Origin of the sequence: Achromobacter sp. SIMBA_011 (genome assembly GCF_046535435.1) — a bacterium.
Taxonomy (GTDB): domain Bacteria; phylum Pseudomonadota; class Gammaproteobacteria; order Burkholderiales; family Burkholderiaceae_B; genus Achromobacter; species Achromobacter dolens.
In genome coordinates this window covers 170,504-193,993 of the sequence record NZ_JAWRWN010000005.1, presented here as the reverse complement: position 1 = coordinate 193,993, position 23,490 = coordinate 170,504, and the positions used below count along the sequence as shown (strand labels likewise).

General features: G+C 69.5%; 18 protein-coding genes, 1 tRNA gene and 1 other RNA gene. 4 read left to right on the top strand and 16 right to left on the bottom strand.

Annotation, left to right across the window (positions count from 1 at the left end):
• Nucleotides 1-38: 38 nt before the first annotated feature.
• The 6 genes from dnaX to SB816_RS19130 all read right to left on the bottom strand — a co-directional run bounded on the left by dnaX (nucleotide 39) and on the right by SB816_RS19130 (nucleotide 10,675).
• A complete protein-coding gene (gene dnaX, locus SB816_RS19155) occupies nucleotides 39-2,342 on the bottom strand; it encodes a DNA polymerase III subunit gamma/tau (RefSeq protein ID WP_410547381.1) in 2,304 nt (767 codons plus the stop codon).
• Between the two features lie 121 nt (nucleotides 2,343-2,463).
• Nucleotides 2,464-2,561: signal recognition particle sRNA small type (gene ffs / locus SB816_RS19150), an RNA gene on the bottom strand.
• Between the two features lie 427 nt (nucleotides 2,562-2,988).
• A complete protein-coding gene (locus SB816_RS19145; RefSeq protein ID WP_144655306.1) occupies nucleotides 2,989-6,546 on the bottom strand; it encodes a UvrD-helicase domain-containing protein in 3,558 nt (1,185 codons plus the stop codon).
• Between the two features lie 3 nt (nucleotides 6,547-6,549).
• Entirely contained in the window at nucleotides 6,550-9,213 is a 2,664-nt protein-coding gene (locus SB816_RS19140; protein WP_144655307.1) for a PD-(D/E)XK nuclease family protein, read from the bottom strand.
• A gap of 84 nt (nucleotides 9,214-9,297) precedes the next feature.
• A complete protein-coding gene (locus SB816_RS19135; protein ID WP_167385865.1) occupies nucleotides 9,298-9,459 on the bottom strand; it encodes a hypothetical protein in 162 nt (53 codons plus the stop codon).
• A gap of 16 nt (nucleotides 9,460-9,475) precedes the next feature.
• On the bottom strand, nucleotides 9,476-10,675 hold the full coding sequence (locus tag SB816_RS19130) for an MFS transporter (RefSeq protein WP_144655308.1): 1,200 nt from the start codon (nucleotides 10,673-10,675) through the stop codon (nucleotides 9,476-9,478).
• A gap of 212 nt (nucleotides 10,676-10,887) precedes the next feature.
• Between SB816_RS19130 and SB816_RS19125 the strand changes: the two genes are divergently transcribed.
• The gene (locus SB816_RS19125; protein WP_410547380.1) at nucleotides 10,888-11,841 is read left to right on the top strand and encodes an NAD(P)H-dependent flavin oxidoreductase; all 954 of its coding nucleotides are present in this window, start codon (nucleotides 10,888-10,890) and stop codon (nucleotides 11,839-11,841) included.
• An 81-nt stretch (nucleotides 11,842-11,922) separates the two neighbouring features.
• On the opposite strand, the gene SB816_RS19120 is transcribed toward SB816_RS19125, so the two are convergent.
• From SB816_RS19120 to SB816_RS19080, 9 genes are all read right to left on the bottom strand, one after another.
• Complete coding sequence (locus tag SB816_RS19120; RefSeq protein ID WP_205760188.1) at nucleotides 11,923-12,351, bottom strand: type II toxin-antitoxin system VapC family toxin; 429 nt, start codon at nucleotides 12,349-12,351, stop codon at nucleotides 11,923-11,925.
• The gene (locus SB816_RS19115; protein WP_049075417.1) at nucleotides 12,348-12,602 is read right to left on the bottom strand and encodes a type II toxin-antitoxin system Phd/YefM family antitoxin; all 255 of its coding nucleotides are present in this window, start codon (nucleotides 12,600-12,602) and stop codon (nucleotides 12,348-12,350) included. Before SB816_RS19115 ends, SB816_RS19120 begins: the two co-directional genes overlap by 4 nt.
• 153 nt (nucleotides 12,603-12,755) lie before the next feature.
• A complete protein-coding gene (locus tag SB816_RS19110) occupies nucleotides 12,756-13,727 on the bottom strand; it encodes a Bug family tripartite tricarboxylate transporter substrate binding protein (protein ID WP_064522611.1) in 972 nt (323 codons plus the stop codon).
• A 71-nt stretch (nucleotides 13,728-13,798) separates the two neighbouring features.
• Entirely contained in the window at nucleotides 13,799-14,995 is a 1,197-nt protein-coding gene (locus SB816_RS19105) for a CaiB/BaiF CoA transferase family protein (RefSeq protein WP_054417197.1), read from the bottom strand.
• Nucleotides 14,992-15,726 carry an enoyl-CoA hydratase/isomerase family protein gene (locus tag SB816_RS19100; protein WP_175142524.1) on the bottom strand — a complete coding sequence of 245 codons (735 nt, stop codon included), beginning with the start codon at nucleotides 15,724-15,726 and terminating at the stop codon, nucleotides 14,992-14,994. The genes SB816_RS19105 and SB816_RS19100 overlap by 4 nt, the downstream gene beginning before the upstream one ends.
• Nucleotides 15,727-15,815: 89 nt before the next feature.
• Nucleotides 15,816-16,352 carry a MarR family winged helix-turn-helix transcriptional regulator gene (locus tag SB816_RS19095; RefSeq protein WP_054501077.1) on the bottom strand — a complete coding sequence of 179 codons (537 nt, stop codon included), beginning with the start codon at nucleotides 16,350-16,352 and terminating at the stop codon, nucleotides 15,816-15,818.
• Between the two features lie 88 nt (nucleotides 16,353-16,440).
• The gene (locus tag SB816_RS19090) at nucleotides 16,441-17,391 is read right to left on the bottom strand and encodes a hydroxymethylglutaryl-CoA lyase (RefSeq protein WP_410547379.1); all 951 of its coding nucleotides are present in this window, start codon (nucleotides 17,389-17,391) and stop codon (nucleotides 16,441-16,443) included.
• Complete coding sequence (locus SB816_RS19085) at nucleotides 17,388-19,010, bottom strand: AMP-binding protein (RefSeq protein ID WP_410547378.1); 1,623 nt, start codon at nucleotides 19,008-19,010, stop codon at nucleotides 17,388-17,390. The genes SB816_RS19090 and SB816_RS19085 overlap by 4 nt, the downstream gene beginning before the upstream one ends.
• Complete coding sequence (locus SB816_RS19080; RefSeq protein WP_054501074.1) at nucleotides 19,007-19,771, bottom strand: enoyl-CoA hydratase/isomerase family protein; 765 nt, start codon at nucleotides 19,769-19,771, stop codon at nucleotides 19,007-19,009. Before SB816_RS19080 ends, SB816_RS19085 begins: the two co-directional genes overlap by 4 nt.
• Before the next feature lie 210 nt (nucleotides 19,772-19,981).
• Between SB816_RS19080 and SB816_RS19075 the strand changes: the two genes are divergently transcribed.
• Together SB816_RS19075 and pbpG are read left to right on the top strand one after the other, a co-directional pair.
• Nucleotides 19,982-20,056, top strand: a tRNA-Arg gene (locus SB816_RS19075).
• 312 nt (nucleotides 20,057-20,368) lie between these two features.
• On the top strand, nucleotides 20,369-21,649 hold the full coding sequence (gene pbpG / locus SB816_RS19070; protein WP_240317378.1) for a D-alanyl-D-alanine endopeptidase: 1,281 nt from the start codon (nucleotides 20,369-20,371) through the stop codon (nucleotides 21,647-21,649).
• 114 nt (nucleotides 21,650-21,763) lie between these two features.
• Here pbpG and SB816_RS19065 read toward each other — a convergent pair whose 3' ends face one another.
• Nucleotides 21,764-22,153 (bottom strand): ribbon-helix-helix domain-containing protein, encoded by a 390-nt coding sequence (locus tag SB816_RS19065; protein ID WP_054501072.1) that lies wholly within the window; start codon nucleotides 22,151-22,153, stop codon nucleotides 21,764-21,766.
• A 211-nt stretch (nucleotides 22,154-22,364) separates the two neighbouring features.
• Here SB816_RS19065 and adhP point away from each other — a divergent pair, with 211 nt between their 5' ends.
• A complete protein-coding gene (adhP, locus tag SB816_RS19060; protein WP_144655313.1) occupies nucleotides 22,365-23,393 on the top strand; it encodes an alcohol dehydrogenase AdhP in 1,029 nt (342 codons plus the stop codon).
• Nucleotides 23,394-23,490: the final 97 nt, after the last annotated feature.

Genomic DNA, 23,490 nt, shown 5'->3' with positions numbered 1-23,490 from the left:
CTTCCTTGAACGAGGGAATGTAGGGATTTGCCGGCGCGTTACGCGGCGGCGGAAGGAGAGTCGACGTGGCGGATCGAACCGGCCACGACATGGGCGCCGAAGTCCGCCACCAGCGCCTGCACGAAGGGATCGACGGCGACCGCGTCCTCGGCGGCCTGCTGGCGCGCCGCGCGCTCGGCCTGGGCCACGGCGTGGGCCGTGGCTTCACCGACCGCGCCGACGTCCACGTCCAGCCGGATGCCCTGGCCGAAGTGTTCGCACAGCACCGTCTGCAGGCGCACGCGGCTTTCGCTTTCGGCCAGCGTCTTGACGGCCACGCGCAGGATGATGGCATCGCCCTGCACGCCGGCCCATTCGCTCTGGCGCGCCAGTTCGGCGGCCAGGCCGGTGACCGGCAGGCGCGCGGCCAGTTCGGGCCAGGCGGCGGAGGTCATGTCGGCCAGGCGCGCGCGCGACTGGCGCTTGCGGGCCGGGGCCGGGCCTTCGCGCCGGGCCGGCGCCGCCGACGGGGCGGGCGCGACAGAGGGCGCGCTGGCCAGCGTTTCGAAATCGTCGTCGGGGTCGGACGTGAAGCCGCCGTCGGGCGCGAAGCCAGCATCAGGCACGAAGCCGCCTTCGGCCTCGAACGGGATTTCCTCATCGACCCAGGACGGCGGACCGTCATCATCGGCGGCCGGCGCGACCGCGGCGGCCGCGGGCGTCACGGCCAGCGGGGCCGACTTGGCGGGCGCCGGGCTGGCGGAGGCCTCCGTGGCTGGGGCACGCGCCGCGGACGCATCCGCGACGGCGGGCGCAGCAACGGGCGCTGCCGTGGCCGGCACGCTCGGCGCGGCGGTATTCATGGGGGACGACGGCTGGGCAGCGGCGTCGACGGCCGCCGGGGCGGAACCCGCGGCGGTCGGCGCATCTTCCCAAGGCGGCACGCTGGCAGCGGCCGGCTGGGCGGGCGCGGCGACGGGTGCGGCAACAGGCGCTGCGACAGGCGGTATAGCCACCGCAGTGGGCGCAACAGCCGCGGGCGCGTCGGCCGGCGCCGGCGCGACGTTCGCTTGCGGCACGCTGCCGGGGGAGGACGGCGCGGGGGCTGTCGCCACGGGGACCGGCGTGGGCGCAACGGGTTGCGCCACCGGCGCGACCCGTTCCACCACCGGCGCGGCGGCGACCGGCGCCACTTGCGGCGGCTGCGCGGCGGCCACGGCGGGCTCGGCCGTCTGGCGGGCCGGCGTGGCGGGGGCCTCGATGGCGGTCTGCGGACCGGCGTCACCGTTGAGCGCCAGCATGCGCAGGCACGCCATGATGAAACCGGCATACTCGTCGGGCGCCAGCGTCAGTTCGCCGCGGCTGTGCACCGCCACCGAATAGAACAGTTGCACCGCGTCGGGATGCAGGGTCTGCGCCAGGCGGGCGATGTCGGCCGCCAGCGGATCCTCGGCCGGCATCACGCCGGACACGCGCTGCTCGATGGCGACGCGCGACAGCAGCACCGCCAGGTCGGCCAGCGCGCCGGCGTACGACAGGCCGCGCGTGGCGAGTTCGTCGGCCACCGCCAGCACGCCCTTGGCGTCGCCGGTGGACAGCGCGTCCAGCAGGCGCACCAGGTGGCGCTGGTCGATGGTGCCGAGCATGCCGCGCACGGCGTCCTCGGTGAGATTGCCGGCGCTATAGGCGATGGCCTGGTCGGTCAGCGACAGCGCATCGCGCATCGAGCCCGACGCGGCCTGGCCGATCAGCCGCAGGGCGGGCACTTCGAAGCCGACCTGTTCCTCGCCCAGCACCGCCTGCAGGTGGCCCACGATGGAGTCGGCCGGCATCTGCTTCAGATTGAATTGCAGGCAGCGCGACAGCACCGTGACCGGGATCTTCTGCGGATCGGTGGTGGCGAGGATGAATTTGACGTGCGGCGGCGGCTCTTCCAGCGTCTTGAGCATCGCGTTGAACGCGTGCCCGGTGAGCATGTGCACTTCGTCGATCATGTAGACCTTGAAGCGGCCCGCGCCCGGCGCGTAGACGGCCTGCTCCAGCAACTGGGTCATTTCCTCGACGCCGCGGTTGGAGGCCGCGTCCAGTTCGAGGTAGTCGACGAAACGCCCGGCATCGATCTCGGTGCAGGCGCGACAGACGCCGCAGGGCTTGGAAGTGATGCCGGTTTCGCAGTTGAGCGATTTGGCCAGGATGCGCGACAGCGTGGTCTTGCCGACGCCGCGGGTGCCGGTGAACAGCCAGGCGTGGTGCAGGCGCTGGGTGTCGAGCGCATGCGTCAGCGCGCGCACCACGTGATCCTGTCCCACGAGGGTATCGAACGATCGCGGCCGCCACTTGCGGGCCAGTACCAGATAAGTCATGGCGGGATTGTAGAGCCTTTGCAAGAGCCGATGCGATTGCCGGCGCGAAATGCAAAGGGGACGGAATCATCTTCCGGGGAAATCCCCTTGGAAAACAACCCCGTCCCCTTTGCGAAAACCGGTTGGCGAGCCTTACTCCGGCACTGACCCTAAACGACTATGGCTGCTTCGTTCCCGACCTGACCAGGTTCACCGTCGAACCATGCGAAGGGGCCCGCCAAGCAAGATTCTAGCAGAGCTTCGCGTTGCTCGCTCGACTAGCCTCTTGCTTGGCGGGCCCCGGGGGGCTGTATGTGCGCCCCCTCCCCGGCCCTCCCCCCGAGGGGGAGGGGGAGAAGACGTTGCTTCGCTTGTCTTGGCGGCTCGCTTCGCTTTGCCTGGCTCTGTCTTGGCTTACCTTGCCTTTACTTCGCTTGGCTCGCTTCGCTTTGCCTGGCTCTGCCTTGGCTTACCTTGCCTTTACTTCGCTTGGCTCGCTTCGCTTTGCCTGGCTCTGCCTTGGCTTGCCTTGCCTTTACTTCGCTTGGCTCGCTTCGCTTTGCCTGGCTCTGCCTTGGCTTGCCTTGCTTTTACTTCGCTTGGCTTGCTCCGCTTTGCCTGCCTCGCTTGCTTTGGCTTGGCTTGCCCTGGTTGGGCAGTGGGGCTGCTACAGGTCGATCCAGGCGCGGGCGCGGGGGAAGTAGAGGGCGGCGCGGGCTTTGCGGCCGTCCAGGGCGGTGACTTGGGCGCAGTAGCGCAGGAGTTGGTCGCCGTGGCGTTGGCGCATGCGTTGGGCGAAGGCGGCGGGGGATTCGTTGGGTTGGGGGCGGCCTGTTTTGTAGTCGACGATGAGCCAGCCGTCCTCGGTGCTGAGGGCCAGGTCGATGACGGAGACCTTGCCGGCGGCGTCGATGAGGGGCCATTCGCGGCGGGCGCCGGATTGGGAGAGGAGCCAGAGGCCGCGGTCGTCGGCGAGGGTCGACTGGAGCGTGTCCAGGACGGCTTCGGCGGCGGCGTCGGCCTGACTGGCGGGGATGCCGGCGCGGGTCAGTTGGCGGCGCATGGCGGGCAGGCGCTGGGCCAGGGCGTCGGCCGGCCAGGCCGCGATGCCGTCTTGGCCGATGCGGGCCAGCCAGGCGTGGGCCAGGGTGCCGATGGCGGCGTCGTAGCCGGATTCGAGTTGCCAGGCCGGATGCTCGGCGCTGTCGCCCCAGGCGCCGCGCGCGGCGGCGGCGAAGCCGGGGCTGATAGCGATGTCTGCCTGCCGCGCCAATTGCGCCAGGCCGTCGCGGTGCAGCCGGCGCAGCGGTTCGCCCTGCCACTCGGGCGCGTCGGCCACGGGCTCGGCCGTGTCGCCGTCGGCGGCCGGCGGCACCGGTGTCGCCAAGCAGGGCCAGAGGCGGCCCAGCAGGCTCGCGGAGGATGGCGTCTTGGGCTGGCCGCTGGCCTCGTCGACGCTGACGTGGCCGACCAGATGCAGGCGCTTGCGGGCGCGGGTGGCGGCGACGTACAGCAGGCGGTCAATCTCATAGGAGGCGCGGCGGGCCTCGCGCGCGCCCAGGTAGCGCGACACGGGATCGGCCTCGGTTTCGGCGCGCGGCTTGACCGGGCCGAACAGCACGCGCCCGCCGCTTTGCTCGAAGCGCACCAGCGGCGGCTGGTCGCCGCGCGGCGCGCGATGCAGGCCGTACAGGATCACGGTTTCGAACTGCAGGCCCTTGGACTTGTGCATGGTCATGATCTCGACCGCGGCCTCTTCGTCGGCGGCGTCGGGCGCCGCGAACAGGCGCGCGATGCCGGTATCCAGCGCGGCCGCGTCGATGGCCCCGTGCGGCGCCAGGCGCTCGACCAACTGGAACAGGCTTTCGGCGTCGTTGGCGACCGACGGACCGCTGTAGAGCGCCGGCCCGCCCAGGCGGCGCCACAGCGTCTCGACCCAGGCCGCGAACGGCATCGCCCCCGAGGCATTGCGCGTATCCAGCAATATCGCCGCCACCTGCCGCAGGCGCGCGTATTCATCGGGGCGCAGCAAGGTCTCGGCCGAACGCGGAGTATCGGCGCCGCTGAACGAGGGCTCGCCATCGCTCGCCGCGATCGGCGTCAACGCCGGATCAACACGCGAGGCATCAGGCGCCGCATCGTCGAACAAGGCCCCTTGCGCCGGGTTCTCGGTGTCGTCGAACAGCGATCCCTGACGCGCCGCCGGCGCGGTGGCCAAGGGCGCCGCCACGGCCTTCGCCGGCGCCGGGCGCAACAAGCGCTCCAGCAGCACCGGCACCGGCGTCACGTGGTCGGCGCCGAACAGGCGCTGCAACGACTCCAGCGTCAGGCCACAGAACGGCGCGCGCAGCACCGACAGCCACGCTAGCCGGTCGCCCGGATGCGACAGCGCCCGCACCAGTTGCACCAGGTCCGCCACCACCGGCCGCAGCGCCAGCGGCACCAGGTCCACCGCGCGGCAGCGGATGCCTTCCTGCGCCAGCCGACGCGTCAGGTTGCCCAGGTGGCTGCGGGCCCGCACCAGGATGGCGACCGGGTGCTTGCTGCCCGCGTGTTCGGCCAGCGCCTGCCGCACCAGGCCGACGGCGATGTCCTCGGCCTGTTCCTCGGCCGGCGCGGCGCCGGCGCGCGACCAGGCGGGATGGAAGCGCACGGCCGCATCCGGCAAGGCCTCGTGAAAAGCCGTGGACGGGCTGTACTTGATGGCGCCCGCGGCGGCGTCGCTGCGCTTGGGCAAGAGTTGCGCGAACGACTGGTTGACCCAGTCGACGATGCCGGCCTGCGAGCGGAAATTGTCGGTCAGGTTGAGGAAACCCGGTTGCAGTTCGCCCACGCCCGTTTCCGCGACTTCGAGGAACAGCCCCACCTCCGCCTTGCGGAAACGGTAGATCGACTGCATCGGATCGCCCACCAGGAACAGGCTGCGGCCGTCGCCCTCCTGCCAGCCGGAGGTCAACGTTTTCAACAGATCGAGCTGCGTCTGGCTGGTGTCCTGGAATTCGTCGATCAGCAGATGGCGGATGGACGCGTCGAGCTTGAGCAGCAGCTCGCCCGGATCGTCGGCGCTGCCCAGCGCCGAGGCGGCGCGCTGCGAGATCTCGATGAAATCGACCTCGCCGGTGTCGGCAAAGCGCAGCCGCAATTGCGCCACCGCCAGCGCCAGCGTCATCAACTGCGCGCCCAGCACTTCCCATTGGGCGTCGCTCAAGCGCGGCGCGGGAATGTCGCGCACCGCGGCCAGGCGCCGCACCCACGGGGCGTCGCCATCGGCGCTCTCGAGCCAGGCGACGAAGGGTTCTTTATGCGCGCACTTGGCGGGAAAGCCCAGGTTCTTGTTGACGGTCTTGCGCAGCGACCCGGTGCCGGTCAGCAGCAGATGGGCCACGGCGCGCCATTGCTCCAGCACTTCGGCGTCGGCCGGCAGTTCCTCGGTCCAGTCGAGCAAGGCCGCCAGGCGGTCGTCCTCGCCGCCGTCCTGCAATTGCGCCGCGGCCAGCCGCGCCGGGCCGCACAGCGCGTCGGCCCAACCGTAGGGCATGGCCTCGCACAGCGCGTCCAGGTCTTCGCCGATGGCCTCGGCCAGGGTTTCCTCCAGCGCCTCGCGGTCGGAACCATGGCGCAGCAGCGGCAGCCACTGGTCGCGCTGGCCGAGCATGTCGGCGATGGCGTCCTTGGCCGCCTGCACGTCCACGTCCATGTGCTGCAGCAGGATGCGGACCGCGTCGTAGTCGTCCGCCAGATCGAGCGTGGCGCGCGCCGCCGCTTCGTAATGGGCGCGGGCGTCGTCAGTGATCTCGGGCATGCCGCCCAGTTCGGACAGCCACGGCATGCTGCGGACCAGGCCGGCGCAGAACGAGTCGATGGTGCGGATCGCCAGCCGCGCCGGGTGTTCAAGCAGGTGCCATTCCTGTTCGGCGTTGCGCGCCAGCGCGGCGCGCGCCAGTTCCCAGCTACGGCGTTCGTGCGCGGCCTCGGGCGGCGCGTCCAGGCCGCGGCGCAGCTTGCTCAGCACGCGCGCATGCATCTCAGAAGCCGCCTTGCGCGTGAAGGTGATGGCGACGATTTCCTCGGGGCGGTTGACGGTGGCCAGCAGCGCCAGGATGCGGTCGGTCAGCAGTTCCGTCTTGCCGGAGCCGGCGGGCGCCTGCACCAGGAAAGAGCGTGCGGGGTCCAGCGCCGCCGCGCGCGCGGCATGGTCCTGGGGCTGGCGTTCCATATCGGCCATGGCTCAGGCGTCCTCGTCATCCAGGTGCAGGCGCAGGAAAGGCAGCGCGTCGCAGTATTTCAGGTCGTCGCGGCGGTAGGCGACGTTGGCGGCATGGCCCGCCACGTATTCATCGGCCAGCGACTCGATCGCGGCGCGCCAGCGCTGGCGGATCTCGGGCCAGGACAGGCCGTCGAAGTACTTGCTCTCGGCCGCCAGCGTCACGCCTTCCATGCCCAGGTCTTCGTCGGCCAGGCCCTGCGCCGCCACCTGGCGCGCATGGATCTGGGCCAGCACCAGGCCGGCCACTTCGCCGCCGGCGGCATCGGCCAGCACCGAGGCGTAGAACGGCAACTGCACGTTCACCGGGCGGCTACGCGACCAATCGGGCTCGGGCTTGGCGGCGGCCACGCCGGTCTTGTAGTCGACGATGACGTTGCGGCCGTCGGCCAGCGTGTCGATGCGGTCCAGCCGCAGCTTCAGGTGCAGCGGGCCATGGCGCCATTCGTGGTTCTTCTCGACCTGCGCCACCGCGAACGGCAGGCGCTGGGCTTCCATGTCCAGCCACGACGCCAGCACCGTCCGCGCGCGGGCGCATTCCAGCGCCTTCAGCGCCGGCGCATACTGCTGCAGTTCTTCCTCGGCGGCCTGCGCCACCGCCTGCTCCAGCAAGGCGGGCAGGCGGCCGCCGGCCAGCGTGTCATGCAAGGCCTCCTGGTCGGGCAGCATGCCCCACACCAGTTCCAACGCCTTGTGCAGGAACTGGCCGCGCACGTTCACCGTGGCCGCGTCGGCATAGGCCGCGAGTTCGCGTCCGCCCAGCCGGTGGCGCACGAACGCCCACAGGGGGTTGCGCGCCTGCGTGTCCAATACATCCAGCCCGCCGCCGCCATGGTCGTCGGACGTCAAGGGCGGCCCTTGCGCGTCGTCCAGGGTTTCCTGCGGCAAGGCGGCCACGGCGGCGGCCGGCGCCGGCCGCCAATCGGTCAGGGCAGCTCCGGCGATCAGCGGCGACGGCCGCAACTCGCGTTCGCCATCCATATGCGCGTGGCTGACGATGACCTCCGGCGCGCAGCGGCACAGCGCCGCGTAGATGCCCTCGGCCCACTCGCGTTCGCGCTCGGGCGTGGCGCGCGGCGCCTTGGCCTGGCGCAGCACCGCCAGCGGCAGCAGCGGGTTCGGCTTGGGAGAGGCCGGCAGCACGTCGTCGGTCAGGCCCAGCATCCAGACGCCGTCCCAGAAACCACCTTCGGCTTCCAGCAGGCCCAGCACATCCAGGCGCGCCAGCGGGTCGCGCTGCGGCTGGAACGCGGCCGAACGCGCCACGCTCTGGAGCAGGTTGACCGCCGCCACGCCACCCAGCCTGCCGGCGGCCGGCGCCAGCGCCGAGAAGCCCCCCAACGCCTCGCCGAACGCGCCCAGCACCTGATAGCCGACGCTGTCCAGCACGCCCTCGCCGGGAAAGCCGAGCGCCGTCAGCGCCGCCTTCATGCGCAGCATCCAGACATCGCTGGTGGCGCGCGCGCCCCCCTTCGTCCAGATCTCCATGGCCTGGTCCCAGGCCTGCGCCAGCGGCGGCAACTGCGACAGTTGCTTGCGCCATTCCGTCGCGGACAGGTGGATCTGGCCGCGACGGCGCCAGCGCGCATCGAGCGCGGCCATGCCGGCGCGGTCGCTGACGTCGCCCGCGCAGTGGCCCGCCAGCAGCGCCGCGCCCAGCACTTCGACGCCGCAACCCTTGCCGGCCGCGCATTCGGCCAGCGCGCGCAGCCACGCCAACGCGGCGCGCGCCAGCGGCCATTCGTCCAGCGGACGGCCGACCGCCACGTTGAAGGCGAACGCCGGCGCGCCGTCATGGCCCGCCAGCGCCTGGCTGAGAATGCGCCGCGCGAACGGCGATTCGGCTTCGAGCTGGGGCGAGACGATGGCGTAGCGGCCGCCGGGATGACGCTTGAGCTGGCTGGCGGCCCACTCGGCCGCTGCGCGCCATTCGGCGCCCTGGTCCGGCGCCTCGTAGCGGCGCGGCGCGGCGGGCGCGCGCTGCGTGTCGCGCCATTGCGCAATCAGGCAACCCTGTTCCTCGAACGCCCGCAGCAGGCGCCGAAAACGCGGCGACATGTCGGTAAAGCCAGCCAGCACCAGATGGCCGGGCACGGCCAGCCGGCCATCCTCGAGCGCCCGCAGTACGCGGGCATAGCCCTGGTTGGCGTCCTCGGCCTCGATGGCGGCCAGGGCCTGGCGGTAGCGTTCGCGCCAGCGGGCGAAGCCGCGGTACTCGTCGGTGTCGGCGCCGGACGGTACGCGCAGCGCCCACTCGTCCATGAGCTGGTCCGCGTCCATCGACAGGCGCGCCGCCTGGCTCGCGTCCAGCAGCACGCGCTCGGCCTCTTCGGCGCGGATGGCTTCGGTCCAGACCAACTGGGTGGCGAAGCCGTCGAGCCGGTAGGCCGGCACGTCGTCATCGGCCTCGAACGCCAGTTCATTGGCGGATTCGGCCAGCCAGGCGGACAACGGCAGGATGCGCGGCAGTTCGCTGACCTGGCGCTCCTGGCGCAGCAACCCGGCCAGCTCGAGCGTGAGCCGGCGCGACAGGCGGTTGTTGACCGTCAGCACCAGCATGTCGGCGGCGGGCATGTCGCCGATGGCGGACAGGCTGAGGTCGGGGTAGGAAAGCGGGTCGTCCTGCATGGGCGGCGTCAAAACGCGATACGGAAACGCGGTGTCAAAACGATTACCGCCGTAGGATACCGCGCCCCCGCCCCGCCCGCGTGGCTAGAAACCGCACAGCGACGCCAGGTTTTCCCAATGGATCTGCATGTCGGGCTGGGTATAGCCCCAGAAGGCCAGGCCCAGCACCAGGGCCAGCGCCCCCCAGCCCGCCAGGCGCCAGACGCGATGGCGGCGGGCGGGCGATGCGGAGGGCGAGTCGGTCATCAGGGCCACCCGCGTATCAGGCAGTCGCCGGCTGCGCCAGCGGCTGCTCGCGCACCGGCAGGCACAGCAGCGCGGCGGCCACCGCCAGCGCCACGCCCAGCCACCAGACCAGGTCGTAGTTGCCGGTCTTGGCATAGGCATAACCGCCCAGCCAGACGCCGATGAAACTGCCAACCTGGTGTCCCAAAAAGACGATGCCCGACAGGGTCGCGGCATAACGCAGGCCATAGATCTGGCCGATCAGCCCCTGCGTCAGCGGCACCGTGCCCAGCCAGAACAGCCCCATCCAGGCCGCGAACGCGTACAGCACCCATGGCGACAGCGGCAGCCACAACAGCAGCAGGATGCCGAAGGCGCGCATGCCGTAGACCACCGCCAGCAGGCGCTTCTTGCTGTACTGGCCGCCAAGCTTGCCGGCGTAGAACGACCCCAGCACGTTGAACAGCCCGATCAGCGCGATCGCGGTGGCGCCCTGCCCCGGCGTCAGCCCGCCGTCGGTGACGTAGGCCGGCAGGTGCAGCGTGATGAAGGCCGTGTGGAAGCCGCAGACGAAATAGCTCCAGAACAGGAAATGGAACGACGGATGCCGCACCGCCTGGCGCACCGCCGCCGTCAGCGATTGCTGCGGCCCGCCGTGGGCCTGCGGACGGCCGCGCAGGAAATAGGCCAGCGGCGCCGCGCAAGCGACGAACAGCGACAGCACCCACAACGCGCCCGGCCAGTCCAGGCCGGTAATCAGCGCCTGCCCGGTCGGCACCACCGCGAACTGGCCGAGCGAGCCGCCGGCGCTGGCGATGCCCATGGCGGTGCTGCGATAGGCGGGCGGCACGGCACGCGCCACCACCGGCAGGATCACCGGGAACGTGGTGCCGGCCTGGCCCAGGCCGACCAGCAGGCCGGCGCTCAGGTAGAGCGCGGTTTCGTCGGTGGCGAAGCGGGTGCCGATCATGCCCAGCATGTACAGCAGCGCGCCCAGCGCGATGGTGCGGCCGGAGCCATAACGGTCGGCCAATATGCCCATGAAGATGCAGGCCACGCCCCAGACCAGGTTCTGCAGCGCGAAGGCCATGGAAAACACTTCGCGGCTCCAGCCGTGCGCCAGGCCCATCGGCTGCATGAACAGGCCGAAGGTGGCGCGCACGCCCATGGCCAGCAGCACCACCAGGGTACCCAGGATGACGGTGCGCACGTAACGCGTATCGGTAGTGCTCGACATGATTGTTCTTATTGATGGAGAAAGGCGCCCCCTCCTCGGGACGGCCTGGCCGTGGGCCAGACGCGCACATCATAAACAAATAACCCGGAGCCGCCCGCAATACCCGTGTCGCCGCATCGCGTATGTCGCCACGGCGCGCGCCGCGCTCAACAATATAGTTGATTTTATCAACCATTTATTTCAGAATGGGATTTTCCCCATCCTGATCAGCCATGACTCTGCAAACTCCGCTGACCCGCCTGCTGGGCACGCGCTATCCGATCATCCAGGGCGGCATGAGCTGGGCCTCGTCGAACGCGGCGCTGGCGCTGGCCGTATCGCGCGCCGGCGGGCTCGGCGTGATCGCCGCCGGCCCCATGTATCCCGAGGCGCTGCGGGCCGCCATCCGCGCGGTTCGCGCCGGCACCGAGGCGCCTTACGCCGTCAACATCCCGCTCTACAACAAGCGGGCGCAGGAACACATGGACATCGCCCTGGCCGGAGGCGTGCCGGTCATCATCGCCTCGCAGGGCGGCCCCCAGAAACACATTGGGCGCGCGCGCGACGCTGGCGCAAAATGGTTGCAGGTGATCGCCAGTCCGGAGCATGCCGCCAAGGCCGAAGTGGCCGGCGTGGACGCGGTGATCGCGGTCGGCCTGGAAGCCGGTGGCCACCCAGGCCCCGACGAGATCGGCTTGCAGGTGTTGCTGCGCGCGGTGGTGCGACGCGTGTCGGTGCCGGTGGTGGCGGCCGGCGGCATTGCCGACGGCGCCGGCATCGCGGCCGCGCTATGCCTGGGCGCGGCCGGCGCGCAACTGGGCACGCGCTTCCTGCTGACGCCGGAGGCGGGCGTATGCGACGCCTACAAGGACGCGGTGCTGGCGGCGGGCGTGGCCGACACCACGCTGGTAGGACGCGGCCGTTCGCCGGTGAGAATGTTGCGCAACGCCTTCGCCCGCGACTATCTCGCGGCCGAACACGGCGGCGATCAGGCCATGCTGGAGACCCTGTTCGCCGGCAGTTCCTTGAAGCAGGCCGCCTTCGACGGCGACGTGCAGGGCGGCAAGGTCGAGGCCGGCCAGAGCGCGGGCCTGATCGACAGCCTGCAGCCGGCGGGCGCGGTGGTCGAGCAACTGGTGGCGCAAACGCGCGAAGCGCTCAGGCGCGCGGCGCTGCTGGCGGAGTGAAGCGCGGATCGAGCCGCACATCCGCACGAAGGTCGCCGCGGTTTCAGCCCTGCCCCGGTATCGCCCGGGCAGCGGCGTGATTCACGCGCCGGCTTCCCAGGGATTGACGATGACCACGCCACAACCCGAAAAATCAGACACGTTCCGGGTGACCAGCGTCATGCCGTGCACCAGGGCGGTGGCGGCAATGAACGCATCCCGCTCGGGACGCATATCCGGCACGTGCAACCTGGCGCAGCGCAATGCCACCGCCCCATCGAGCGGCAACGTCCTGTCGGAGAACTCCGGCAGGACGCGATCACGCATCCACTCGCGCAACCGCGCGCCTTGCCCGACATCGCGTCGTTCCATGCGCAGAATGCCGATCTCCAGCTCCATGAGCGTTATCGCGGAAACGTAGAAATTCGCCGCATCCTCATCCGAGAGCCAGGCGGTCACGTTCTTGTCGGCCTTGCCGTCGCCCACCTTGCGCAGTTCGGAAAGCACGTTGGTATCCAGCAGGAACATCACGCGACGTCCGCCGGGCGAGGCAGCTCGCGTGAGCGGGGAGCATCGAGTTCGATGTCGGCAAGGCCGGGCATCGACAGCGCGCTGACGATACTTCGCTTTTTGCCGACCAGGCGCCAGTAGTCCTCGATGGCGAGCAGGACATGGGACGGCTTGCCTCGATCCGTGATGAACACGGGCCCCTTGAGGGCCGCCTTCTTCGCCTTGGTCACGTCCTGATTGAGTTCGCGGCTGGAAAGTGTGGTGATGGACATCGCGCATCCTTTGATCCTTGCTTAATGTGTAGTAACGTTACTACATTAACAGTGGCGGGACAACCCCCGGCAGCCGAGGCCGCCCAGGAATTCTCCCGCGCGTCAGGATCAACCAAGGGCGACCAAGCGCCCTCGCACCCAGCCAAAATCGTCCTATTTCTTCATCAACCCCGCAGCCTGCACCAGCTTGCGCATGGCCGCCTGGTCCTTTTCCACGAAGGCCGTCGCTTCCTGTGGCGTCATGTTCCACAGGTCCACGCCCTGCGCCTGCATCAGCTTGCTGTACTCCGGATTGGCGTTGACCTTGGCCACCGCGTCGTTCAGGCGCTGCAGGACCTCCGGCGGCGTGCCCTTGGGCGCGGCCAGGCTGTACCAGGAGGCGGACTCCGCGCCCTTCACGCCGGATTCGGCCAGCGTCGGCACGTCGGGCAGCAGCGGCGAGCGGTGGTCGTTGGCGTAGGCCAGCGCCTTGAGCCGGCCGCTGCGGATGAACTGCAGGCTGGCGGCCAGGTTCAGCACCGCCATGTCCACCTGCCCGCCGACCAGATCGTTGATGGCGGGCGCCGCGCCGCTGTAGGGGATGTGGACGATGTCCACGCCGGCGCGTTCCCGGAACAGCTCGGCGCCCAGGTGCGGCGAGCTGCCGGGCCCGGCCGAGGCATAGTTGATGCGGCCTGGTTCCTTGCGCGCCATCGCGATCAACTGCTCGACGCTGTCGGCCTTGAGCGTGGGCCGCACCACCAGCATGTTGGGCTGGTTGGCGACGATCGAGACGAAGGCGAAGTCCTTGATGCCGTCGTACGGCGTCTGCTGCATCAGCGGCGTCACCACGTGGGCGGCCGACGTGCCGAGCAGCAGCGTGTAGCCGTCCGGCTTGGCGCGCGCCACGAAGTTGGCGCCAATGGCCGCGCCGCCGCCGGCCTTGTTTTCGACGATGATGGTCTTGCCCAACTGCTTTTCCAGCTCGCGCGCCAGCGCCCGCCCCAGCACGTCGGCGGGACCGCCGGCGGCATACGGGTTGACCAGCGTGATCGGCTGCGAGGGATAGGAATCGGCGGCGACGGCAGGGGCGCACAACGCGCCCGCCACCGCCACGCCGCACAGCAGGCGCTTCAGAGTCTTCATGGTTTGTCTCCTGGGATATTGTGTTTTATGTGTGGTGCGGGGAAAGGCCCCGGGGCTCAGGGCCCCGATGGCTAGATCGCGCCCTGCGCGCGTAACGCCTCGATCTGCGCAGGCGACAGGCCGAGCCGGCCGGCCAGCACGCTGTCGGTGTGCTCGCCCAGCAAGGGCGGGCGCTCCAGCCTCGGATCATCGAAACCGTCGAACTTGAACGGCACCGGCACCGCGCCGAAGCGGCCAATGGACGGATGCTCGTAGCTGGCCACCATGCCGCGCGCGAGCACGTGCTCGTTGTGCAGGATCTCCTCCACATCCAGGATCGGGCCGGCCGGCACGCCGCGCGCATCGCAGCGGCGGCACAGTTCGTCGCGCGTCAGCCGCGCGGCGGCCGCCGACAGGCCGGCCATGACCTCGTCGCGGCGCGCCACGCGCACGGCGTTGCGCGCCAGCTCCGGATCGTCGGCCCATTGCGGCAGCTCGAGCGCCTCGCACAGCGGCTTCCAGTGCTGGTCGCTGCCAGTGATCTGCACCCAGCGGCCGTCGCCGCACTCGAACGCCGCGGAGGGCACCCGGCCGGGATGTTCCGTGCCCAGCCGCGGCGGCACTTCGCCCAACGCGAAATAGCGCGCCGCCGCCAGCGATAGCAGGCCCACCTGCCCGTCCAGCATCGAAAAGTCGATATGGCAGCCCTGTCCCGAACGCGCCCGCCCCACCAGCGCCGACAGAATGCCGATGGCGGCCCACAGGCCCGAGGTCAGGTCACTGACCGGCAGGCCCGGCTTGACCGGACCGCCGCCGCGCTCGCCGGTCAGGCTCATGATCCCGCCCATGGCCTGGAACACGGTGTCATAGCCCTTGCGCGGCGCGTACGGTCCGGTCATGCCGAACCCGGTGCACGAGAAATAGATCAGGCCGGGGTTGTCCGGCGCGATGTGCTCGCGGTCCAGGCCGTACTTGGCGAGCGTGCCGACCGGGAAGTTCTCGACCACCACGTCGCAGGTCTGCGCCAGCCGCCGGATCAGCGCCTGCCCCTCGGGGTGGCGGAAGTTCACCGTGACCGACTGCTTGCTGCGGTTGAAGGCCAGGTAGTAGGCCGACTCGGTGCCGCCCTCGCCTTGCACCTTGGGTTCGAAGCCGCGCGTCTCGTCGCCGCCGCCGGGCTGCTCGACCTTGATGACCTCGGCGCCCAGCTCGGCCAGGATCATCGAGGCGAACGGGCACGCCAGCACGCGCGACAGGTCCAGGATGGTGACGCCTTCAAGCGGCCTCATCGCGCCGCTCCCTGGCGAAAACCACGCATGATGACGTTGGCGTCGCGGCCCACGCCCAGCGCCTCGCCGAGCCCCAGGTCGGCCGCGCGGTGGAAGGCGCGCTTGGTCAGCCCCATCGCGGCCGGTTCCCAGCCGGCCAGGCGCTGCGCCATCGCCAACGCCTGGTCCAGCACCTGCGCGGCGGGCGCGACGCGATTGGCGATGCCCAGTTGCAATGCGCGCGCGCCATCGATCGGCTCGGCCATCGCCACCAGCTCGAAGGCATGCTTGCGGCCGACCTGGCGCACCAGGTTGGCCATGACCACCGCGGCCACGATGCCGTGGCGCAGTTCCGGATAGCCGAAGCGCACGTCCTCGGCCATCACCGTCAGGTCGCAGGCCAGCGCCAGCCCCGCGCCGCCGCCAAGCGCATTGCCGTGGACCGCGCCGATCACCGGCTTGACCATGCGCGAGAACACCAGGTGCAGGTCGGTCGTCAGGTCGGCGCGGCGCAGCACCGCGTCCGGCTGTTCCGGCGTCAGGGCCGAGAACTCGCCGGTGTCCGCGCCCGCGCAGAACGACTTGCCATTGCCCGTCAGCACCACCGCGCGCACCGCGTCGTCGCGGTCGGCCTGGCGCAGCGCGTCCAGCAGCGCCGTGGTCAACGCGGTGTTCAGCGCGTTGTGCTTTTCCGGACGGTTCAGGCGCAGCAACCGCACCGCATCCAGGTCTTCAATGATCAGTTCCGACATCACGCATATCCTCTTCCAATGGCGACAAGCAAAGTGATTGATTAAATCAACAATATAGGTAAAAAAAGGCGCGAGTTCGCGCCCCGCGTTCAGCGCGGCTGCACGCCGCGGCCGCGACGCGCCGGCACCTCCGCCTTGCATTCATTCAGCATCTCCAGCGCGTGCGTCGTCAGCTTGTCCAGCATGCGCTCCATGGCCTCGCGCTCGGACTCCGACAGCACCGACAGCATGTCCTCGTTGCGCTCGATCGCGGCCGGAAATATCTCCTCGTACAGCGCGCGGCCGTTGCGCGTCAGGTCCAGGCTCACGCCTCGGCCGTCCTGGCTGTCGGCGCTGCGCTGGATCAGGCCGCGCTCGATCAGTTCGGACACGGTGCGGCTGGCCTGGCTCTTGTCGATGTTGGCCTCGCGCGCCACCGCGTTCAGCGACATGTCCGGCGCCGCGCCCAGCAGCGCGATGATGCGCCACTCGCGTGGGCCCACGCCGTAGCGGCTTTCGTTCAGGCCGGCGGCGATGCGGCTCGACACGTAGGCCAGCCGGTTCAGGCGGTACGAGAACAGTTCCTTCAACGCCCGGGGTGCGGGACGCGCGGCGGTGGCTGACTTGGATGCGGTTCGGGTGGCCATGGGCGGACTCTTCAGATGCGGAGAAAAACGGCGTGCGCGCGGGTCGCGCGCCGCTGCCCGCATGATATACAAACACGCTCGGCGGTCCTCATGCGGCCGCCTCCCGCGCGATGCCGAGCAGCGGGTTCAAGCCGCTTTGCGCCACGCGGCTGTGCAGCGCGCGCCCCAGCACCGCCTCGCAATGCCGCGACACCGCGTCCATCGCCGCCAGATCCAGGCCGGTGCGCACGCCCATGGACTCGAACAGATTCACCAGGTCTTCCGTCGCCACGTTGCCGGTATGACCGCCGCCGTAGCGCACCTTGGCCGGATGGCCGCCAACGCCGCCGAAAGCGCAATCGAAGTGCGTCACGCCCGCCTCCAGCGCGGCCACGTAGTTCACCAGGCCGGTGGCGCGCGTGTCGTGGAAATGCGCCACCGGCGTCACCTCGGGCACCTCGCGCGCCATCCGGCCATACAGGCCGCGCACCGAGGCCGGCGTGGCCATGCCGGTGGTGTCGCCCAGCGTGACGATGCGCACGCCCAGCGCGGCGAAGCGCCGCACGTCGGCCATCACCACGTCGGGGTCGACCGCGCCTTCGAAGGGGCAGCCGAACGCCACCGAAATCGTGCCGATCAGGCGAAAGCGGCCGTTCGCCAGCCGCGCCATCTCGGCAATGTTGTCCCACTGGGCGGCGCGTTCGCGCTTCAGGTTGCGCGTCGAATGCGATTCGCTGGCCGAGACCAGCAGGCTGATCTCGTTGGCGCCGATACCGGCATCCAGGTCAACCAGCGCGCGCTCGACGGCGCGCGCGTTGGCGCAGGTGGCCTTGTACCAGACGCCCGCGCGCCGCGGCAGCACCGCCAGCAGGTCGGTGGCGTCGGCGAATTGCGGCACGACCTTGGGATTGGAATACGAGGTCGCCTCGATCCGTTCAAAGCCCAGCGCCGCGAAACGGTCGATCAGGTCGGCCTTGACCGCCGTGCCGATGAAGTCGGGCTCATGCTGCAGCCCATCGCGCGCGAAGCATTCGCACAGCACCACGTCGCGCGCGCTCATGCCTGTTGCTCCAGTCCGAACAGCGCCAACGCATGGGCGCGCAGCTTGTTCTTCTGCACCTTGGAACTACCGGTCATGCCGATGTGCTCGAAGCTGTCGACGATCTCGACATAGCGCGGCACCTTGAAGTTGGCGCAGCGCGCCTTGCACCAGGCCGTCAGTTCCTCGGCCGTGCAGTCCTGGCCGTCCTTGAGCAACACGAACGCCGCCGGCACGTCGCCCAGGCGCGCATCGGGCACGCCGACCACCTGCGCCATGCGCACGGCGGGGTGGCCGTGCAGGGTCTCTTCCACCTCCGCCGGCGCGACGTTCTCGCCGCCCACGCGGAACATGTCCTTCAGGCGGCCCACCATGCGCAACCGGCCCGCCGCGTCCATTTCGCCCAGGTCGCCCGTGCTGAGCCAGCCGTCCGCGCTGAGCGCGCGGGCGGTGGCCTCAGGCATCTTGTAGTAGCCCTTCATCACGCTCCAGCCGCGCGCCTGGATCTCGCCCTGCATGCCAGCCGGCAGCGGCTCGCCCGTTCCCGGGTCCACCACCCGCACCTGCATGCCGGGATGCGGCAGCGCCCAGCCCATGGCGCGCAGTTCAAAGGGATCATCGTGCGCCGACAGCGTGATGTTGGGCGAGGCTTCGGACTGGCCGTAGGCATTGCAGATGCCCGGCACCCCCATCACGTCGCGGATCTTCTGCATCACCTGCGGGCCGGCCGCCGCCCAGCCGCCGCGCAGATGGATGCGCGCGCGGTCGAAATCGGGATGACCCATCAGCATGAGAAAGATGGTGTCGTTGCCGGATGTCAGGGTGCAGCGTTCTTCGTCGAGCATGCGCAAGGCGTCGGCCACGTCGAACTTGGGCAGAGTCAGCAGGCAGCAGCCGCTCATCAGGCTGACCAGGATCGACAGCGTGGTCCCGGCCACATGGAAGTAAGGACGGATGCTGAAATAGCGGTCGTCCGGCCGCACGCCGATGCGCTGCGCCGCGGCCCAGGCATTGGTCAGCATGTTGGCGTGCGTCAGCATCACGCCCTTGGGAAACGACGTGGTGCCCGAGGTGTACTGAATCAGCAGCACATCGTCCGGCGCCACCGCGCGCATGCGGTCCTGCAGCGTCGCGTCATCCACGGCCTCGCCCGCCCCCAGGAAATCGGTCCATCTGCCCGCGCCCCGCGGGCAGCGCTCGCCCAACACCACCACTTGCCGCAGCAGCGGCAACGCCGCGCCCGGCAGCGCCTGGTCCAGCGCCGGTTCCACCTGCGTGAGCAGGTCGAGGAAGTCGATGCCCAGGAACGAATCCGCCGTCAGCAGCACCTTGACGTCAGCCTGCTTCAGGCAGAACGCGAGTTCATCGGTCTTGAAGCGCGTGTTGACCGGCACCGTCACGGCGCCAAGCATGGCGCAGGCATAGAACACCTGCACCCAGGTGCCGCCATTGCCCAACAGCACGCCGACATGGTCGCCACGGCGCACGCCGGCCGCATGCAGGCTGCGGGCGATGGCTCGCGCACCGTCCTGCAGCGCGGCCCAGGTGAGGCGTTCGCCGGGCGCGACGAAGGCTTCGGCGGCGCCGCGTTCGGCCACCTGGCGCGCCAGCGCCTGCGACAGGGTTGTCGGGCCGATCATGCCTTGTCTCCCGCCGTGCCGAAGCCGGCGATGGCCTGCTTCCAGTCGGTGCCGCGCAAATTCTCCTCGATCGCCAGCAGCTCGATCGCCATCGCGCCTTCGCGCGTCGTCGCCAGCCCCTGGTCGATGCTGCGCTTGGTCAGCCTGACCGTCAGCGGCGCGGCGCGCGCGATGGCCGCGGCCATCTGCGCGGCTTCGGCGGCAAGCGCCTCGGGCGCGTACACCTGGTTCACCAGGCCGATCTCTCGCGCCTCGGCCGCGTCGAAGCGGCGGCCGGTGAATAGCAGCTCCTTGGCCTTGCGCGCGCCGGCTACGCGCGGCAACCGCTGCGTGGCGCCGACGGTGCCCCAACCCACCTCGGGATAGCAGAACGTCGCCTCGGACGAGGCCAGCACGAAATCGCTGGCCGCGGCGATCTCGCAACCCGAGCCGAACGCCGCCCCCTGCACCACGGCGATCACCGGCTGTGGCATGCGCTCGATGGCGGCATAGGCGGCGAAGCCCTGCACCCGGCGCGCCGTCATCTCGGCGTTCGACATGGTCTTGCGTTCCTTGAGGTCGGCGCCTGCGCAGAACGCCGCGCCCGCCGCGGCGATCAGCACCACGTGCGCATCCGGATCATCCGCCAGGTGCTGCATGGCCTGCACCAGTTCGGCGCACATGAGGGAATTGAGCGCATTGCGGCTATCGGGCCGGTTCAGCGTCACCGTGGCGACACGGTCCTGCACGTCCAGCAGGATCGTGTGAAAAGTCGGGGTCATGCCTGCTCCTGGATGTTCTAGGTATGGGGCCAGCCGCTCGCGGCGTCCGGCCATGCCAGGAAATATAGGACATATAGTTGATTAAATCCACTAAATTTCTGCAGCGACCCAATGGTGTTACACTTGCGCCCCTGGTCTTTCCCTGGAATATCAAGGCACTAGGCTCCCCGCGGGCCCTGCGCAATTCCAGCGCAAAGCCCGCGTGCCCGTCTCGCCGTAGTTAAATGGATATAACCGGCCCCTCCTAAGGGTCAATTGGTGGTTCGATTCCACCCGGCGAGGCCACGCTCCCGACCGCGGTTCCGCAGGTCGACTCCCACGAAATTCCCGTGCGTTCAGCCGGATGAGGGTTAATCCGGGCTACGCTCACGCGCCGCGCGCCGGTAGCGTCTCGGGACGCCGCGCGCGACGAATAAGCCGCCCGTCAATACGTCCCCGATATTTTTTTGGGCGATGATAGCGAATCGCCTTGCGCCCGACTTGAAATTACTGTTTAAATTCGACGCGTAAGCCCCTAATTCATCTGGACTTTTCCCGAACCGTAGCAAGCCCGGCCGGGGAAATAATTCATCACAGACTGACAAGCCTGCTCAAACCATGGCATTTACCTGGAAACGTGCAATTGCGAACGCGATAGCGCCGGCGGCGCTGGCGGTGTGCGCGCTCCTGCCCTCAGCCGCGCTCGCCGCGAAAAATACCGATCCTTGCAAGACCAACGCCAAGTCGGCGGCCTGCAAGGCGCAACAAGCCAAGAAGGCCCCCGCCCCCGCCAAAGCGGGCGCCGGCAAGACCGCCGCCCCGAAGCAGGCCGCGGGCAAGACCGCCCCCAAGGCCGCCGCTGGCAAGCAGGCCGCGCCGAAGTCGGCCGCCGCCAAGACGCCGCCCAAGGGCGCCGCCGGCAAACAGGCCGCCGCCAAGGGCGCGCCCAAGCAGGCCGCGGGCAAGAAGGCCCCGCCCAAGGGCGGCAAGCAGGCCATCGCCCAGCAGAATTCGTCCAAGAAGGGCGCGGCCGGCAAAAACGGCAAGCCCAACAAGCCGTCGCGCGCGCAGCGCACGGCCGCCGCCGCCGCGGCAGCCGCCATGCCGCCGCCCGCGGTGTCGGTGCGCGCCGAAGCCGCGGCGCTGCGGTCCAGCACCGCCTACGTGCAGGACCTGGCCACCTCCACCGTGATCTTCGCCAAGAACGAAAACGTGGTGCGCCCCATCGCCTCGATTTCCAAGCTGATGACCGCGGTGGTGGTGGTGGACGCCAACCAGCCGATGGACGAAATGCTGGAGATCACCGATGAAGACATCGACGGCCTCAAGCACACCACCTCGCGCCTGCGCGTGGGCACCAAGCTGTCGCGCGGCGACATGCTGCACCTGGCGCTGATGTCGTCCGAAAACCGCGCCGCCAACGCGCTGGGCCGCCATTATCCGGGGGGGCTGCCCGCTTTCGTGGCCGCCATGAACGCCAAGGCGCAGTCGCTGGGCATGACCAGCACGCATTTCATCGAGCCCACCGGCCTATCCAGCAACAACGTGTCGTCGCCGCACGACCTGGCCCGCCTGCTGCGCGCCGCGTCGCAGCGTCCGCTGATCCACCGCTACTCCACCGACACGGAGTACGACGTGGAGATCAACAACCGCACCCAGACGTTCCGCAACACCAACCTGCTGGTGCGCAAGCCGGACTGGGACATCAAGGTGTCCAAGACCGGCTACATCAACGAAGCCGGCGAATGCCTGGTGATGCTGGCGCGTATCAATGGCCGCGACCTGGCAATCGTGCTGCTGGACTCGCAGGGCAAGCTGTCGCGCATCGGCGATGCCGTGCGCATCCGCCGCATCGTGCAAAGCGAAGTGGCCATGGCCTCGGCCCAGCCGGGCGGCTGATCCCACCATTGCCGCGCACAAAAAAGCCCGATCGTCGATCGGGCTTTTTTTACGTCTGGCGACGGGGCTGCATGCGGACGGGCGCAAGCCGCGCGTGTCCGCGCCGGCGCGGCGCTACGCCGCCACCGGCCGCTTGGACCGCAGCGGTTGCGGGTCGTACATCGACGATGGCAGGCCTTCCAGCACCGCCTGGGGGTTGAGCGAGCGGATCGGCACCGCGGCATCCGCCGGAATGCGGCCCTCGGCCTGCAGCAACTGGTAGCGCAGGCAGCAAACGCGCAGAAACGAGGTGAAGTTGGCGGCCTCGCCGCGGTACTCCACCAGCTCGTCGTACAGGCGCTCAATCAACTGCGTAACCCGCATGCCATCGCGCGCCGCGATTTCCTCCAGCACCTGCCAGAACAATTGCTCCAGGCGCAGGCTGGTGGCCACCCCGTGCAGGCGCAGGGAGCGGGTTTCGGGCGCATAGGACTGTTCGCTCGCGCGGATGAAGATTTCACACATGGGAGCTCCTGGGGCGGACACGAGGCTTGCGGGCCACTGTACGACGATAGCCGCCAGCCCGGCAAGACGCCTCTGCCTCGGGGCATTCCCGCCGATTCTGCAACGATACGTTTCTTGCGCGCAGCTCGTCCGAGAGCCGTTGATATAAATCAAGGTCTCGGACGCGTCCCCATCCGAGCATGCTAAGACTGATCTGACTTCGGAGGTAGCAATGAACAAGACCATGAAGGCCGCCGTGGCTCGCGCATTCGGCAAACCCCTGGAAATCGAAGAAGTCAAAGTGCCGCGCCCCCGCGCCGGCGAACTGCTGGTGAAGATCGAGGCCTGCGGCGTCTGCCACACCGACCTGCACGCAGTCGAGGGCGACTGGCCGGTCAAGCCCAGTCCGCCCTTCATCCCCGGCCACGAGGGCGTGGGCCACGTCGTGGCGGTGGGCGAAGGCGTGACGCACGTCAAGGAAGGCGACCGCGTCGGCATCCCTTGGCTGTATTCCGCCTGCGGTCACTGCGAGCATTGCCTGGGCGGCTGGGAAACGCTGTGCGAACAGCAACAGAATGCCGGCTACTCGGTCAACGGCGGCTTCGCCGAGTATGCGCTGGCGGCGGCCGACTATGTCGGCCTGTTGCCGAAGAACGTCGGCTTCGTCGACATCGCCCCGGTGCTGTGCGCCGGCGTCACGGTCTACAAGGGCCTGAAGATGACGGACACGCGGCCGGGCAACTGGGTCGTGATCTCCGGCATCGGCGGCCTGGGCCACATGGCGGTGCAGTATGCGCGCGCCATGGGCCTGAACGTGGCGGCGGTGGACATCGACGACGACAAGCTGGCCTTTGCCAAGCGCCTCGGCGCGGAAGTGGTCGTGAATGCCAAGACCACCGATCCGGCGGCCTATCTGAAGAAGGAAATCGGCGGCGCCCACGGCGCACTGATCACGGCGGTCTCGCCCAAGGCCTTCGAGCAGGCGCTGGGCATGGTGCGCCGCGGCGGCACCGTGGCGCTCAACGGCCTGCCGCCGGGCGACTTCCCGCTGTCGATCTTCGACATGGTGCTCAACGGCGTGACGGTGCGCGGTTCGATCGTGGGGTCGCGCCTGGACCTGCAGGAGTCGCTGCAGTTCGCGGAGGAAGGCAAGGTGCACGCGACCGTGGCCACCGAGAAGCTGGAGAACATCAACAGCGTGTTCGACCGCATGCGTCGCGGCCAGATCGAGGGCCGCATCGTGCTCGACATGGCGGCTTGACCCGCGCGCCTTGCCGTGCAAAAAGGCGCCTGCCGCGGCAGGCGCCTTTTTTTGTGGAGGCGCGGAACGCCCGCATGGCGCGGCAACGCCCCGCGCT